The organism is Nonomuraea helvata, assembly GCF_039535785.1.
Lineage (GTDB): Bacteria > Actinomycetota > Actinomycetes > Streptosporangiales > Streptosporangiaceae > Nonomuraea > Nonomuraea helvata.
The window spans coordinates 972,710-988,221 of sequence record NZ_BAAAXV010000009.1 but is presented as its reverse complement, the minus strand read 5'-3'; the positions used below and the strand labels follow the sequence as shown (position 1 = coordinate 988,221).

At 71.2% G+C, this 15,512-nt stretch carries 12 protein-coding genes; 6 read left to right on the top strand and 6 right to left on the bottom strand.

The genetic code is table 11. From position 1 onward, the window contains the following. The first annotated feature begins 34 nt into the window (after positions 1 to 34). Entirely contained in the window at positions 35 to 1,267 is a 1,233-nt protein-coding gene (locus ABD830_RS37400; RefSeq protein WP_344998237.1) for a threonine synthase, read from the top strand. An 87-nt stretch (positions 1,268 to 1,354) separates the two neighbouring features. Here ABD830_RS37400 and ABD830_RS37395 read toward each other — a convergent pair whose 3' ends face one another. From ABD830_RS37395 to ABD830_RS37385, 3 genes are all read right to left on the bottom strand, one after another. Then, complete coding sequence (locus ABD830_RS37395) at positions 1,355 to 2,800, bottom strand: sulfatase-like hydrolase/transferase (protein ID WP_344998235.1); 1,446 nt, start codon at positions 2,798 to 2,800, stop codon at positions 1,355 to 1,357. Between the two features lie 64 nt (positions 2,801 to 2,864). Further along, entirely contained in the window at positions 2,865 to 4,025 is a 1,161-nt protein-coding gene (locus ABD830_RS37390; RefSeq protein WP_344998233.1) for a hypothetical protein, read from the bottom strand. A 139-nt stretch (positions 4,026 to 4,164) separates the two neighbouring features. Continuing rightward, a complete protein-coding gene (locus tag ABD830_RS37385) occupies positions 4,165 to 5,202 on the bottom strand; it encodes a LacI family DNA-binding transcriptional regulator (RefSeq protein WP_344998231.1) in 1,038 nt (345 codons plus the stop codon). A 329-nt stretch (positions 5,203 to 5,531) separates the two neighbouring features. Between ABD830_RS37385 and ABD830_RS37380 the strand changes: the two genes are divergently transcribed. The 5 genes from ABD830_RS37380 (at position 5,532) to ABD830_RS37360 (ending at position 11,865) form a co-directional block, all read left to right on the top strand. Then, entirely contained in the window at positions 5,532 to 6,995 is a 1,464-nt protein-coding gene (locus ABD830_RS37380; protein WP_344998229.1) for an ABC transporter substrate-binding protein, read from the top strand. A 23-nt stretch (positions 6,996 to 7,018) separates the two neighbouring features. Beyond that, complete coding sequence (locus tag ABD830_RS37375) at positions 7,019 to 7,984, top strand: carbohydrate ABC transporter permease (RefSeq protein WP_344998227.1); 966 nt, start codon at positions 7,019 to 7,021, stop codon at positions 7,982 to 7,984. Continuing rightward, complete coding sequence (locus ABD830_RS37370) at positions 7,981 to 8,820, top strand: carbohydrate ABC transporter permease (protein WP_344998225.1); 840 nt, start codon at positions 7,981 to 7,983, stop codon at positions 8,818 to 8,820. The genes ABD830_RS37375 and ABD830_RS37370 overlap by 4 nt, the downstream gene beginning before the upstream one ends. Next, entirely contained in the window at positions 8,817 to 10,451 is a 1,635-nt protein-coding gene (locus ABD830_RS37365; protein ID WP_344998223.1) for an alpha-L-arabinofuranosidase C-terminal domain-containing protein, read from the top strand. Before ABD830_RS37370 ends, ABD830_RS37365 begins: the two co-directional genes overlap by 4 nt. Positions 10,452 to 10,518: 67 nt before the next feature. Further along, positions 10,519 to 11,865, top strand: coding sequence for a family 43 glycosylhydrolase (locus tag ABD830_RS37360; protein ID WP_344998221.1), 1,347 nt, complete (start codon positions 10,519 to 10,521; stop codon positions 11,863 to 11,865). A gap of 47 nt (positions 11,866 to 11,912) precedes the next feature. Here ABD830_RS37360 and ABD830_RS37355 read toward each other — a convergent pair whose 3' ends face one another. Genes ABD830_RS37355 through ABD830_RS37345 form a run of 3 tightly spaced genes read right to left on the bottom strand, consistent with a single transcriptional unit; the run spans position 11,913 to position 15,441 of the window. Next, positions 11,913 to 12,572 carry a hypothetical protein gene (locus tag ABD830_RS37355; RefSeq protein WP_344998219.1) on the bottom strand — a complete coding sequence of 220 codons (660 nt, stop codon included), beginning with the start codon at positions 12,570 to 12,572 and terminating at the stop codon, positions 11,913 to 11,915. Further along, on the bottom strand, positions 12,569 to 15,049 hold the full coding sequence (hrpB, locus tag ABD830_RS37350; RefSeq protein ID WP_344998217.1) for an ATP-dependent helicase HrpB: 2,481 nt from the start codon (positions 15,047 to 15,049) through the stop codon (positions 12,569 to 12,571). Before hrpB ends, ABD830_RS37355 begins: the two co-directional genes overlap by 4 nt. Continuing rightward, positions 15,049 to 15,441 carry an ArsR/SmtB family transcription factor gene (locus ABD830_RS37345; RefSeq protein ID WP_344998215.1) on the bottom strand — a complete coding sequence of 131 codons (393 nt, stop codon included), beginning with the start codon at positions 15,439 to 15,441 and terminating at the stop codon, positions 15,049 to 15,051. Before ABD830_RS37345 ends, hrpB begins: the two co-directional genes overlap by 1 nt. Between the last annotated feature and the right edge of the window lie 71 nt (positions 15,442 to 15,512).

Here is a 15,512-nt window from a genome sequence, read left to right as displayed (position 1 = left end):
CCGCGTCGATAGGGCCCCGATAGGGTCCGTACACGTGAACGGACCGTCCCTTGCCCTCCGCCAGCGCTCTCTTGGCGACCCGGCGACCGAGTTCCCGCTGTTCCCGCCGCTGACGCGGGGCTGCCCGAAGACCAGCACCGACGAGATCGCGTATCCGCTCGAGATCACCTACGACTACGCCCGTGTGGACCGCCGCCTGTTCGAGCAGGAGCCGGGCACGGACATCGCGCGGTGGTCGCCGCTGCTGCCGCCGCTGGAGGCGCCCTCGCTGGGAGAGGGCGGGACGCCGTTGGTGGAGTTCGACGGCGTTCACGGTGCGCCGCGTTCAGCGGCGCACCGCAGATTGCAGAACTGCATCTATGTCAAGGACGAGTCCCGCAACCCGACCTGGTCGCACAAGGACCGCCTGAACCGGGTCGCGGTCAGCGCCGCCGTCGCCTCGGGCGCGCCCGGCGTGGTCGTGGCGTCGTCCGGCAACCACGGCGCCTCGGCCGCCGCCTACGCCGCCCGGGCCGGGCTGCCCGCGATCGTGCTGACCTCGGCGGACTCGCCGCCCGCCGTGCAGGCTTTCGTGCGGGCGTACGGCGCCAGGGTCCTGTCCGTGCCCGCCGAGAAGCGGTGGCCGCTGCTGCGGGAGATCGTGGAACGGCTCGGCTACCACCCGGTCAGCAACCAGACCGTGACGCACACCGGTCACCCGTTCGGGCCCGAGGGGTACAAGACCATCGCCTATGAGCTGTTCCTGCAGCTCGGGCGCGTCCCCGCGGCCGTCTTCGCACCGACCGGGTACGCCGAGCTGCTCTACGGCGTGTGGAAGGGGTTCGTGGAGCTGCGGCTGCTCGGGCTGGCCGGCACTCTGCCGCGGATGTTCTCCTGCGAGACGGCCGCCGGCGGGCCGCACGCGCGGGCCCTGGCCACGGGCGCACCCGCGGCCGTCGTCGAGCTCGGGGCCAGCGACGCGTACGGCATCGCCGGGCCGGTCGGCGGGCACCGCGGGGTCGTGGCCGTGCGGGACAGCGGTGGCGCGGCCCTGCTCGTGACCGACGAGGAGCTGCGGTCGGCGCAGCGCGATCTCGCCCGGCAGGGATTGTGGCAGGAGCTGTCGGGAGCGGCCGGCCTGGCCGGATACCGGCAGGCGCGGCTGGACTTCGACGGGCCCGTCGTGTGCCTCGCCACGTCGAGCGGGTTCAAGGACGTGGGGGTGGGGGTCGAGCGGTTCCCCGTACTGGAGGACCCGACCCTTGAGGATCTTGCTCCAGACGCGTAGGGGCAGGCGATCGGCCGGTGCGGACCGCGCCCGCTCCAGGCGCGGCCCGTACCAGGGGACTTTCATGGTCTCGATCATGCACGGTGGTCACTGGTGCCAGTTGTGCGGTGTGCGTTTGAGGGTGTAGACCGCCTCGGGCAGGTCGTCCCGGACGCGGATCATCCAACGGGCTAGATCGGTGGTGAGTGCGGCGCGGAGCTCGGCGAGCGCGGGATCGTCGTACCGGTTGTCCAGCTCCGCAGGGTCGGCGTCCAGGTCGTAGAGCTCGCCGGCGCCGCGCTCGTCCAGGAGGAGTTTCCACTGCTCGCGCCGGAGCATCACCGTCGTGCCGGCCTGGGTGACGGTGTTGAGCTCGTCGAAGGTGCGGCCTTCATAGGGGAAATGCAATGCGGGCCGCTCGTCCACGTCGTAGGACAGCCCGCCGAAGCCGCGTTCGCTGTACCCGCTGGCGAACTCCTCGGCCGGGTACGGAGCCCCGGTGAGCAGCGGCCACAGGCTGCGCCCCTGGACGCCGACCGGGATCTCGACGGCGAGGGCGTCGCAGATCGTCGGGAACAGGTCGGCGAGCGAGATGAAGTCGGTGCGGTTCACCAGCGGCCGTACGCCCGGCCCGGCTACGGCGAACGGGATGCGCATCAGGCTCTCGGACATACCCGCGCCCTTGCGTTGCAGGCCGTAGTCGCCGGTGTAGTCGCCGTGGTCGGCGATGAAGAACACCAGGGTGTCCCGATCGCCCAAGTGCGCGAAGAACCGGCGCAGTTGGTCGTCGATGAGCCGGAGCATCCCGCAGTAGTTGGCGCGGTATCGCCGCCACTCGGCGTCGTAGCCGGGCCGTTTCTCCTCGATCAGCCGGCGCAGCCAGGTGTACGTGCCGCCCTTGCGCTCGGCGCCCTCGGGCCCGACCAGCCGCTCGGGCACCTGGTCCGGCGGGAAGAGGCTGAAGTACGGCTCCGGGACCTGGTAGGGGTTGTGCGGTTCGGGGAACGACAGCCAGGTGAAGAACGGCTGGTCGGCAGGCGTCCGGTCGATCGCGTTGATCGCACCGTCGACGATCCGGTACGGGAACTGGCACTCCAGCGGAAACGGCGTCGGCTCATGGCTGACCGAGTGGTCGAGCGAGCCGAGCCACTGCTCGAAGCGCGCCTGGTCAGGCGTCGCCGTCGGGCCGCGATTGTGCCCGTACGGGGCGGCGAACGTGTCGAAGTCGGCGGGTTTGCGGTAGAAGTGCGTCTTGCCCGCCAGGTGCAGCGCGTACCCGGCGTCACGCAGCACGTCCACCAGGTCGGCGCCGCGCAGCACGTGCTCCGCGGCGCTGTTCTGCCGTACCCGGTGCGCGGACGGGTACCGTCCGGTGAGCAGGCTGATCCGTGCGGGCACGCACAGCGGGGACGTGGTGTACGCGCGCTGGAACTGGACGCCGGTGCTCATCAGCCCGTCCAGGAAGGGCATGGTGTCCAGAGGGAAGCCGCTCGCGGCCGTCCAGCCGGCGCGCTGCTGATCGGTCATGATCAGCACGATGTTCGGTCGGTTCACGGGCTGGGCCTCCGCTGGCGCTTCGCGTACATCGGTTGCCTGGCGGTGTCGCCGGACAGCTGGGTCAGCGCCGCTGCAGCGCGCGGAAGTCGTCGAGCCAGTAGCCGCGCCCTGACAGGGCACCACGGGGCTGCACGGTGTAGGCGGCGTACACGCTGTTGAGCAGCCACGGGGTCTTGTCAGGGCCGAAGTCCTCGACCATCGCATCATCCTGCTTGAAGGCGTACGTGGCGACCGCCAGCCGACCGGTGCTCCGGTACAGCCGCAACTGGTCGCGCAGGAAGCCGGCCTGGCTGGTGAACCACGGGCTGCTGGTCAGGAAGTCGTCCCACTTCCGCTCGCTGAACGGCTTGTCGATGGCGGCCTTGATCACCTGCCAGACCTGGGTGTCCGGGGCGAAGCCGTACTGGTGCGCGAACTTGGTGGAGACGGTGTCACGCAGGTGCTCTTTCCAGTAATGCACCAGGGAGAACTCGGTGACGAGGAACGTCTGCCGCGGGCGCATCCGCGGCAGGATGTAGTCCAGGAACGGCTGGACGGCCTGGGGCGAGGGCACGTGCGGGTGGATGTCGACGCCCTCGATCTCCGGCGTCTCCCGGACGAAGGTCATCCAGCGCTCGGCCGCCGGCGTGCGGCGGTCGGGCAGGTCGAGCCGGTTCAGCGCGCCCATGTAGAGCACGGTGCGGCAGTCCGCGCCGCAGTGCGCGCGCCTGTAGTCGATCACGTGCCGGGCGACGGTCTCGTAGAACTCGTTGAGCCGTGCGTCGCGTTCGGCGGGCAGGCTCTCGATGAACGGCTCGTTGCCGATCGTGATGATGTCCACCTTGTTCAGCACGGTAGGCAGAACCCGGTCCAGGCGGGCCAGCTCAGCGGACATCTTGGCGCTGCCCGGCGCGGGGAAAGAGGCCCGGTCGTAGGGGAACTTCAGGCTCAGGATGGTGTCGTAGCCCCGACCGGCTGCCTCGGTGATCTTGCGAATCGCGAAATGCGCGGCGGGATCGCCCTGGTCGGTGGCGGGCATCGGGAAGAACCCGCGGACCCATTGGGCCTTGGCCTCGCGGAGCTCCCGGTAGTTCAGCGCGTCGAGGTTCTGGTTGAAGTTCGCGCCAAGGGCGCCGTACGCGAGTTTCACAGGCCTGCCTTCGGCGGCGGTGGCGGTGTGCGTGGTGGTCGAGGCGGCCAGGACGGCGGTCAGCGCGATGATCGATAGTCGGCGCAGCAGCATGGGGCCTTGTGCTCCCTGGGCTCAGAAGGAGGGTCGGGGGAGAGGGACAGGGAAACGCGGTCACAGTGTCGTGACACATTTCGTGAAGTCATGTTTGCGCTAACTTGATCGGCCTGTCAATGGCCGCGGGCGGCCGGGGTCAGCGGCGCGGGGGCGCGGTGGACGCCCTGATCACCAGTTCCGGGCGGACGAACCTGCTGGCGGCCTCGGTCGCCTCGATCCCGGCCGGCGCCTCGATCCGCGCGATCAGGTGGTCGAGGCAGCGTCGTCCCACCGCCGCGAGGTCCTGGCGGACGGTCGTCAGCGGCGGGGCGAGGAACGGCGTGAAGTCGAGGTCGTCGAAGCCGACGACGCTCAGGTCGTCCGGCACCCTGCGGCCCAGTTCGGCCGCGGCCCTGAGCACGCCCACGGCCATCTGGTCGTTGGCGGCGAAGACTGCGGTCACGTCGTCGTCGGCCAGCAGGCGGCGGGCGGCGTCGTACCCCGACTGCGGGGACCAGTCGCCGACGGCGGCCGGCGGGACGGCGCGGCCCTTCCGCTTCAGCAGCCGCTGCCACGCGGCCCTGCGCCGCTGCGCCGGATTCGAGCCGGTCGGCCCGGCCACGTGGTGCACGGTGGCGTGGCCGAGCCCGAGCAGGTGCTCCACGACGGCGCGGGCGCCGGCGGCCTCGTCCACGCCGAACGTGGGGTGCCGGTGCGCCGCCCTGCTGTCGGCGATCACGACCGGCACTTCCTCGGGAAGCTGCAGGTGCGGGGTGTCGAGCACCCGGCCCTCGATCACGATCACGCCGTCCACCGCGCGGTCGGTGAGGCCGCGGACGGCGGCGCGGACGTCCTTCTCGGTCGGGCCGTTGACCATCGCGACGCTCACGGAGTAGCCGCGGGCCTGGGCGCCGGTCACGACCGCCTCGACGATGCGGACGTTGAGCACGGCGCTGAGGTTGAACATGACGACGCCGATCGTGCCGAACCGGCCGGTGGCCAGTGCCCGCGCGGCGATGTTGGCGCGGTAACCGAGCTGTCTCATGGCCGTTTCGACCTTGAGCCTCGTGTCGGTGGTCACCCGGTCGTTGCCGTTGACGACCCGGGACACGGTCTGGCCCGAGACGCCGGCGAGCTTGGCGACGTCCGCCATCGACGGGCCGCCTGACGCCCTCGTCCCCGGTAGTCGAGCCACGCCGGGTCGTCTCCCTTCGTCGTCGTCGCCGACAGCGTACATCGGCATCTCCGGAGGTTGAAAGGCGAGGTTGATGTTTCCGCAAACATCAAAAGCCTCCCGCGAACGGCCGGGGATGCGGATTTCTCGATGTGACACGCAACTTCACAGATCTCACAACGGCGGTCTTGACGGTGGCAGGTGCTCGGCTTAAGTTTGCGCAAACATGCGAGCCGCTCGGTGAGGGAATCCTCGATCGGGGGTTGGGCGGCATGGTACGACGATGGAACGGAGTCCCCATGGGACCGTATCGCCGCAGCAGACAAACCTTTCCGAGCACACAGAGCGTCGTGAGCAGACGACGGTTCATCGGCGGCACCGGCGCCGGAGTCCTCGCGGCGATGCTCACCGCCTGCACGGGCGGCGGTCAGCTGAGCCAGGCCGGTGGCGGAGCCGGAGGATCGCTCCAGTGGTGGGACCAGTTCCGGCCGCTGACGAAGATGCTGCAGAACGACCTCTTCGCGCCGTACATGAAGGAGCACACCGGCATCAAGATCGAGCGACGTCAGATGGACGCGCCCGACCTGGGCCAGGCGCTCCAGGTGGCCCGGCGCAGCAACCAGATGCCGGACGTGCACTCGCTGGCGGGCCTGGGCGGGGTCTCCCCGGCCGCCCTGGTCGGCAGCGGGTGGTTCCAGCCGATCGGGAAGCTCGCCGACTTCCAGGGCAGCCCGGTCGGACAGATGCTCTACGACGGCATCCACCGGTTCAACGGCGAGATCTACTCCTTCCCGCCGTTCTCGGGCCGCTGGCACGACGCGGTGCCGTGGTTCAACACCGCGCTGATCAAGGAGGCCGGCCTCGACCCAGAGGAGGAGCCCGGCACCTGGGACAAGCTCCGCGACATCGCGCGCCGGGCCACCAAGGGGACGGCAGGCGACGTGTACGGAATGGTGGTGCCGAGCAAGGACCCGGAATACCTGGCGGCCCTGGTGCACCGGCTGGCCATGACCGCCGGCGCGCCAGGACCCGGCGCCATCGACTGGAAGACGGGGAAGTACATCTTCGACTCCGACGAGTACGTGGCGGCGGTCGAGTTCTTGGTCGCGCTCCACACCGACAAGGTCGTGCACCCCGCGTCCCCGTCGATGGGCCCACGCGACGCCCGCGCCCGCTGGGCGGCCGGGCAGGCGGCCATCTACCTGTGGGGTGCGTGGTTCATCGGCGGCCTCCTCGTGGACGAGCCCGAGGCGGTGAAGCGCGGCGTCGGCGTCTGGCACATCCCCTGCCCAGAGCCGACCAGGAACTTCGTCTACAACCCGCCACAGCCGGGGACGTTCTGGGTGTCGAGCCAGTCGAAGCAGGCCAAGACCGCCGCCGAGGTCCTGCTGCGGATGACGGGCAAGGAGTTCCAGCTCAAGCTGGCCGCCGCCATGGACCAGCCGCCCGCGCTGGCCGACGTGGTGGCGGAGGCCGACGTGCACGCCTCCTACCGGCGCTGCGTCGCGAACTTCCAGGACGACGTGCGGATCGGCCCCGTGCCCGAGGTCGGGACCCCGGGCGTCTGGCAGGTGCTGGCAGAGATGCGCGACGTCCACCCGAACCTCGGCGACATCGTGCAGTCGGTGCTGACCGGCTCGACCAGCGACATCGCCGGCGAGCTGAGGCGCTTCACCGAGAAGATGACCGCCGAGCGCGAACGCGCCATCGAAGTCGTCCGTAAGAAGGGCGTCCAGGTCGGCGTCGACGCCTGGGTGTTCGGCAACTGGGATCCGAAGGCGGACTACGGCCAGCAGGCCTACGCCGAGCGCTGAGCCCGCGGCCGGACAGGAGCACGATGACGATGACAACCCAACGGCGGAGCCGCCCCACCGCGGCGCCGCCGCCACGCCACCGGCAGGGGTGGGCGCGCCGCCTGCGCCAGGACTGGTGGATCTACCTCTTCCTGCTTCCCACCCTGCTCGGGTACGGCGCTTACACCGTGTATCCCCTGCTGGCCTCGTGGTGGTTCGCGTTCCTGGACTGGCCGGGCTTCGCCAGTGCCGGGACGTTCATCGGGATCGAGAACTTCGCCCGGCTGATCGGGGACGACCTCTTCTGGAACGCCTTCAGGAACTCGCTGGTGTTCCTGGTGTTCGCCGTGCCGCTGCGGGTGGGGCTGGCGCTCGCGCTGGCGATCGTGCTCAACCGGCGGAAGACGCCGTTCAAGGGGTTCTTCCGCACGCTGTTCTTCCTGCCCGTCGTCACCACCGGTGCCATCGTCGGCGTGGTCTTCACCCTGCTGCTCGACGCGAGCGGTCCGGTGAGCCTGTCGATGGTCGCGTCGGGGCTGCTCGACTCGCCCGCGAACTTCGCGGCCAACGCCGGCACCTCGCTCTATGCGGGGATCGCGGTCTGGGTGTGGAAGTGGTTGGGCATCACGCTGGTTTACTGGCTGGCCGCGCTGCAGACGATCCCGCAGGGTGTGCACGAGGCCGCGGTGATCGACGGCGCGGGCTCCTGGGCGGAGTTCCGGCACGTGACGATGCCGCTGCTGGTGCCGTTCCTGGTCATCATCACGCTGATCGACACCGTGGCCGCGTTCAACGTCTTCGACCTGATGCAGACGCTCACCGGCGGTGGCCCGTCCTTCTCCTCCGAGGTGATCGAGATTTTCATCTTCCGTACGGCCTTCCAGGCCACCGTCCCGCAGCTCGGCTACGCGTCGGCCGCGGCGGTCCTGTTCGGGCTGCTGACCGTGGTCCTCGCGATCGTCCAGGCGTTGGGGATCCGCTGGGCGCGGCGCCGGATCGGGCCCTCATGACCCGGCTCCGCCGCCCCAGCCCAGGGCAGGTGGTCACCGTCGTGCTGCTGGCGGTGCTCGGCGGGCTGTGGGTCTACCCGTTCGCCTGGCTGGTGTCGGCCTCGCTGAAGTCCTCTCCCGAGATCTTCGGCAAGGGGCTCGACCTCATGCCCGACGAGCCGGCCTGGGAGAACTATGCCAGGGCCTGGACAGAGGTCGGCTTCGCCACGTACTTCGTCAACACCACGATCATCACTCTCGGGACGGTGCTCCTCGTCGTCGTCCGCAGCGCCCTGGCGGGCTACGTGCTAGGCCGGTACGACTTCATCGGCAAAAAGCTGCTCGTCGGGCTCTTCCTGGTCACGTTCTTCCTGCCGGAGGGGTACTCGATCATCCCGGTCACCCAGCTGACCGACCAGCTACGGCTGCTCAACACGCATGCCGGGGTGATTCTCGGGCTGGGCGCGGGCGGGCAGATCGCCTCGACCCTGCTCTACGCGGGCTATTTCCGGCGGCTGCCGAAGGAGCTGGAGGAGACCGCGCGGCTGGACGGCGCCGGGCCCTTCACGGTCTTCTTCCGGGTGATGCTGCCGCTCGCCTGGCCGATCACCGCCACGGTGGTGATCCTCACGTTCCTGTACGCCTGGAACGTCTACCTGCTGCCGCTGGTGTTCACGCTCAGCGACCCCGGCCTGCGGACGCTGGCGGTGGGCATGACCGTCTTCGTGGGCGAGCGGGGCACTGACTGGTCCGGCATGGCGGCGGCCGCGGTGATCTCGCTGGTGCCGGTGATCGCCATCTTCGTCGTACTTCAGCGGAAATTCGTCGACAGCATCGCAGGAGCAGTGAAGCAATGATGGGGAACAGCGGCCGCGAGGCCCTGGTGACCGTGGACACGCGTCGACCGCTCGGCCGGATCGACGACGATATTTACGGGCATTTCCTGGAATCAGCATTCTTCGGGAACATCGAGGGCGGGGTGTTCGACGAGGGATCGCCGCTGTCCGTCGCCGAGCCCGGCCTGCTTCGCGGGGTGCGTGCCGATGTGCTGGAACTGGTACGGGAACTGGGGCCGGGCCCGATCCGCTGGCCCGGGGGCAACTTCACCTCGGCCTACCACTGGGAGGACGGCGTCGGCCCGCGTGATGCCCGGCCCAGCCGGCTGGAGCTGGCCTGGGGTGGGTTGGAGTCCAACCGCTTCGGCACCGACGAGTTCCTGGCCTGGTGCGAGGCGGTGGGCGCGGAGCCGTACCTGGTGCACTCCGCGCGAAACGTCGACGAGGCGGTGCGCTGGATCGAGTACACCAACTCCGCCCGCGACACCACGCTCACCCGCCGCCGCGCGGAGAACGGCCGCGCCGAGCCGTGGCGCGTGCGCTACTGGGGCGTCGGCAACGAGGTCTACGGCCCGTGGCAGATGGGCCACCGGAGCGCTGCGGAGCACGCCGAGGCGGCCCGCGAGCATGCCAGGTTCATGCGCCTGGTCGATCCGGAGATCCGGCTGATCGGGGTCGGCATCCCGTACCGGCAGGAGGAATGGACCCGCCCGCTCCTGGCCCGGGCCGGCGAGCTGCTCGACTACCTGTCGCTGCACCTGTACGGGGCCAGCACCCACCTGTGGACCGGCGATGACTACGACGCGGTCGTGGCCCAGTCCGTGTTCTTCGAACGGGACATCCACGCCTACTCCCAGCTGGTCACAGCGCTTGCCGCCGAGACCGGCATGGAGAGCCCGCCCGCGCTCGCGCTCGACGAGTGGACGATGCGCCACCTCGAACCCGCGACCTGGCCGGACCCGCTCCCGGGCGACGACGGCGGCATCGCCCCGCGCGAGACCCCCGACGCCGGCGAGCCGGACCGGTTCCGGGTGAACCGGTGGAGCCCGCGCACGGTGGGCGACCTCGTCTTCTGCGCAGGGGTGTTCCACGCCGTCCACCGGACCGCGGGCCTGCCCGCGCCGGTGCGCATGGCCAATCCGGTGAACCTGGTGAACGCCAACGGCCTGGTCGTCGCCCGCCCCGGCGGCGCGCTGCGGTCGGCCATCTACCACGTCTGGCACCTGTACCGGCACCACACCGGCCGCACCGTGCTGCCCGCCGAGGTGGACGGCCCGGCCAGGACCACGTCCGTGCGGCTCGGCGACGTGCGCGGCCCGGATGGCCGGCTGCTCACCGCGCCCATGGCCGTTCCGTACGTGGACGTGTCCGCCACCCGAGCCGACGACGGCTCGGTACGGATCGCCGTCGTCAACCGGCACCGTGACGAGACCGTACGCCTGCGGATCGTCCTCGACGGCTCCGCCGCGAACACCCCGGGCAGCGCGCGCGTCCACGCCCTCGGCGCCGACGTCCCCGGCCTTGACGCCGTCAACACCCTGGACGCGCCGGACACGATCGCGACCAGAGACCTCGGCGAGGTGAAGGCGGACGGCGGCACCTGGTCCGTCGCGCCGCACTCGGTGACCGTCCTGGCCTTCGACCCCGGCTGAGGAGAACCATGCCCGACCACCCCCAGGCCCCTGCTCGTACGCCCGCGAGATGTGGAGGACGTGACTGATGACTGATTCCGACAACGGGTTGAACATCGACCGACGGTCCCTGCTGGCGGGCGCCGCCGGCCTGGCAGGAGCGGCGGCACTGCCCACGACCGCCGCGCAGGCGGCCCCGATGACAGAGGCGGCATCGATGCGGCGGTATCCGTCGAACTGGCCTGAGCTCGAGCCCTACGGCCTCGCCGACACCCGGCAGGACCTGTGGCCGCGTGCGGACAACTCCTTCATCCTCCCGCTCGAGCTGCGCCCCCGTGACAAGGAGCTCGGCCGGGTCTGGATGCGGGACACGTACGTCAACTGCTTCGTCGTCGACGGTCGTCCGATCTACGTCGCTACCGGCACCACCCGGGCGGCCGGGATCGCAGGGCCAGCCCCGTGGAACGACGGCCTCTTCGTGTGGGTGTCCCCGTCTCTGCGCGGGCCGTGGAGGCTGGTCGACACCACCGGCATCCGCCCCGGCGCCGAGAAGGGGAAGGTCTGGTCTCCGGAGTTCGTCGGCGAGAACCGGCCAGGACGCATGGTCGTCGCTCCGTGGCAGGAGTACTGGCACGACGACCGGTTCGGCAAGCGGGGCGATGTCTGGGCCCCGGAGGTGCATTACTTCCGCGGCAAGTGGTACATCGTCGCGTGCATGGGTGACCACTCCCGGAAGGTCGGTTCGTTCATGCTCGTGAGCGAGGGCGGCCTCGAGGGTCCGTACCGGCTCGTCCAGGGCAACCACGACAAGCCCTTCGGCGACTCCTTCGTCGGAGGACCCGACTTCATCGAGCCCGGCGCCTACCACCACATCGACGGCAGCCTCTACTCCGAAGGCGACGACGCCTGGCTGGTGCTGCACAACCACCTGTACGCGAAGTTCCGGGACGACATGGAGGACATCGTCCCGACGACCAACCTCCCGCAGTTCCAGCAGACGCCCTACTCGCCCGAGCCGTACCTCGAAGGCGCGTACGTGTTCAAGCACGGAGGCAAGTACTACCTCCTCCAGGCCGCCTGGAACCGGTCCTCGCCCAATGCCGACGGCAGCACCCGATACGCCTACGACCCGCCCGGCCCCGGCCGCGCGCAATACCACTACGACGCGGTCGTCGCCGTCTCGGACACGTTCGAGGGACCGTACTCGAAGCGGTGGACCGTGGGTGTCGGCGCCGGCCACAACAACTTCTTCGTGGATGCCGGCGGCCGGCTGTGGGCGACGTTCTTCCGCAACCCCAGATTCGGCTACTGGGCCGACCCGTCGCGCGTCGGCGACACGGCGGTGGCCGGGGTCGTGCGGGTGGAATGGACGGGGCCGGAGGGCAACCGCCTGTACGTCCGGCGCCGGAACCACGGGCACACGATCAACGACTGACCCGCGTGGCCGCTCCGGTCGGCGACCGGGGCGGCTGGTCGAGCACCCTAGGCGATCTTGCTCCAGACGCGTAGGGGGCCGATCGTGGTGAAGCCGTGCCGGACGGCGTCCGCCGGGTCGATCTCCCAGCCGACCAGGGGACGGCCGGGGTAGAGATCGGCGGCCATGGCCAGGGCGCCCTCCCACGAGGCGTCCCCGAACACGTTGGAGACGCCCACGACCTGCTCACGCGGGGTGAGCACGGAGCCGCCGACGACGGCGCCCCCTCTCCTCCCGCACAGGACCGTGACCTCGTCCTCGTCGAGGAGCGCGGGCAGGAAGAGGTCCCGGACCTCGCCGTCGAAGCAGGCCCGCTCCCAGTCGCGCAGCGTGGCGGCGTCGGCCACCACCTCCCAGGCGATCGCGGGCGCGCGCCGCTCCGGAGGCTCGCGGTGGATCCACTGGCCCTCGAACAGCACCTCGAAGCCCGGCAGGTCGAGCGTGGCGAAGCTGTCCTTGACCGACGCGCCGGGGCGGGCGTCGATGTGGCCGAGCACGTCGGCCGCCGTCGCGTCGGGGGACAGGGTGACGGCGTCCGGGTAGAAGGGCGGGGTCCTGGCAGGGTTGGTCCAGGCCAGGGCCGCGAACGTGCCCGGTGCGCCGTGCGCGCGGCACATCGCGTCGCACCACTCGGCGTTGTCGCGGGCGGCGTCGGCCACGCTCGTCATGGTCTTCTCTCTTTGGTACGGCGGGTGGGAGGCGCGGTGAGCGGGTCCTCCGGCCAGGGGTGCTTCGGGTAGCGGCCGCGGAGCTCCGCGCGTACGGAACGGTAGCCGTCGCGCCAGAACGACGCCAGGTCCGCGGTGACGGCCACCGGGCGGCCCGCGGGGGAGAGCAGGTGCACCAGGACGGGCACGCCGGAGATCTCGGGCGTCTCCTGCAGGCCGAACAGCTCCTGCAGCTTGACCGCCAGCACCGGCTGGTCGCCCGAGTAGTCCACGCGGACGTGGGAGCCGCTGGGCACCTCGATGCGTTCGGGGGCGGCCTGTTCCAGGCGTTCGCTCCAGGGGATCAGGCGTTTCAGCGCGGCGGCGACGTCGATGCGTTCGAGGTCGGCCCGGCGGCGGGCCCTGGACAGCTCCGGCTCCAGCCACTGGTCGGCCAGGTCGATGAGCGCGTCCATCGAGGGCCAGGGGGCGCCGACGGCGCGGTGGCAGAACGCCAGGCGGTCCCGCAGCTCTCTGGCCTGTTTCGTCCAGGTGAGGACGTCGGGTTCCGTGCGGAGGCCGTACAGGATGGCCTCGCGGACGTCGGCGTCCTTGAGCGGGGTGGCGGACAGCTCGATCGCGCCCAGCCGCTCGACGGTCCGGGCGAGCACGTCGCCGTGACGCCCGCCCGGGGGCACGTGCCAGGTGATCTCGTGCTCGGTGGTGGTGGGGTGGGCCAGTCTGGCGGTCTCCTCGTCGATCTCCACGGCCTGTCTGATGCGGGCCGACGCGGACCCCGTCGGTCGGTCGGCGATCGCGATGGCCAGCCACGGGGCGGTGTGCAGCTTGGAGCCCTCCGGGAGCTGGGCCTGGGTGCCGGAGGCCATGAGGTAGCCGCCGCCCCGCCGGCGCGCCACCCGCTCGGGGAACGCCAGCGCCACGGCCAACCCGGCCACCTCGTCGTCCGGCGTCCGGCCGTGCGGGATGTGCTCGGTGTGTGGAGCGGGCGGGGTCGCATCGTGGGCCTGGGCGGCGGTGCGCCGGAGGCGTCCGGCCTCCTGGCGCCAGCGGGCGGCGAAGCCGGTGCCGCCCCTGCGGGCCGCGCGCCAGACCGCAACCAGGTCGTCGCCCGCGTCCCGGGGAAGCTGCTCCGACAGCAGGGCCACCACCTCGGCGGCCCGCGGGCCCAGGTCGAGCAGGGCCCTGGCCAGGCGGGGGTGCACGCCGGCCAGCGCCATCCGGCGGCCCCGGTCCGTCACCCGTGAGGCGCCGTCCACCCGTGAGGCGCCGTCCACCCGTGAGGCGCCGTCCACCCGTGAGGCGCCGTCGAGCGCGCCCAGCGCCTCCAAGGTGCGGGCGGCGGCGGACATCGCGGCGGGCGGCGGCGGGTCCAGCAGCGCCAGCCCTGAAGCGTCGGGGGTGCCCCAGCAGGCCGCCTGCAGCGCGAACCCCGTCAGGTCCGCGAGCGCGATCTCCGGGCGTGCGTGATCGGCCAGGCGCTCGTGGTCGGCCGCCGACCAGCATCGGTACACCGTGCCCGCCGCCTCGCGACCGGCCCGGCCCGCGCGCTGGCCGGCCGAGGCCTTCGAGACCCGGACCGTGGTGAGTGAGCCGAGGCCGCGGGCGTGGTCGGTACGCGGCTCGCGCGCCAGGCCGGAGTCGACCACCACCCGGACGCCCGGGACGGTGAGGCTGGACTCGGCGACCGACGTGGCCAGCACCACCCGCCGGGCCGAGCCGGGCGCGAGCACGGCGTCCTGAACGTGGGCCGGGGCCTGGCCGTGCACCTGGAGGACCTCGACGCCGTCCAGCATCCCCGCGACCTTGGCGATCTCGCCCACGCCCGGGAGGAAGCAGAGCACGTCGCCGTCCCGCTCCGCCAGCGCCCTGCGCACCACCGAGGCGACGTGGGACAGCAGGGCGGGATCGACGCGGAGGCCGTGCGGCGGGGCGACCGGGCGCGCGGGCGGGGCCCACACCGTCTCGACGGGGTGCGTGGCGCCGGTGGCCGCGACGACGGGGCCGCCGATCAGCCGCGACCACGGCTCGGCGTCGGCGGTGGCGGAGGTGGCCAGCAGGCGCAGGTCGGGGCGGAGCGTGTCGCGGACGTCCAGGAGGAACGCCAGCGCCGTGTCCGCGTCCAGGTGGCGCTCATGGCACTCGTCGAGCATGACCGCGTCCACGCCGGCCAGTTCCTGGTCCCGCTGGAGGCGCTGGAGCAGGACGCCTGTCGTGACCACCTCGACCATGGGGTTCGCGCCCACGTGCCGCTCGCCCCTGATGGAGTAGCTCACGCCCATCCGCTGGGCGGCCGCGCGTACGGCCAGGCGTCGCGGCTCGGCCACCAGCACCCGCATGCCCGCCTCGGCCAGGGCGAGTGGCACGACCGTCGTCTTGCCCGTGCCGGGAGGGGCCGTGAGGACCGCGCTGCCGTGCCCGTCGAGGACGGCGAGCAGCTCGGCCAGGACGTGCCGGATGGGCAGCGAGTCGTGGCGCATCAACGCTGGGCGGGGACGCCGGCGCTCAGGCTGGGGGCCGGGACGCCTGAGCTCCGGGTGTGGTCCGGGCCGCCGGCGCTCGGGATCCCGGCGGCGGACAGGACCGCGTCGAGCAGGCCGGGGAAGCGGGAGTCGAGGTCGTCGCGGCGCAGGCTCATGTACTTCAGCCGCCCCTCCTGCTTGGTCATGACCACGCCGGCCTCGCGCAGGGTGCGGTAGTGGTGCGAGGCGGTCGACTTGTGCACGCCGAGGTCGTCGCCCGCGACGCCGCACGTCATCTCGCCCCGCAGAGCGAGACGTACGACGATCTCGAGGCGCACGGGGTCGGAAAGCGCCCGCAGGACCTCCGTGAGCTGGATGTTCTCCGTCGAGGGGTGCGGTAGCAGGCGCATGGGGAAACACTACCTCTGGTTTATTGTTTGACAACAATCCAACTATAAGACAGTTTGATGGGTGTCCAACT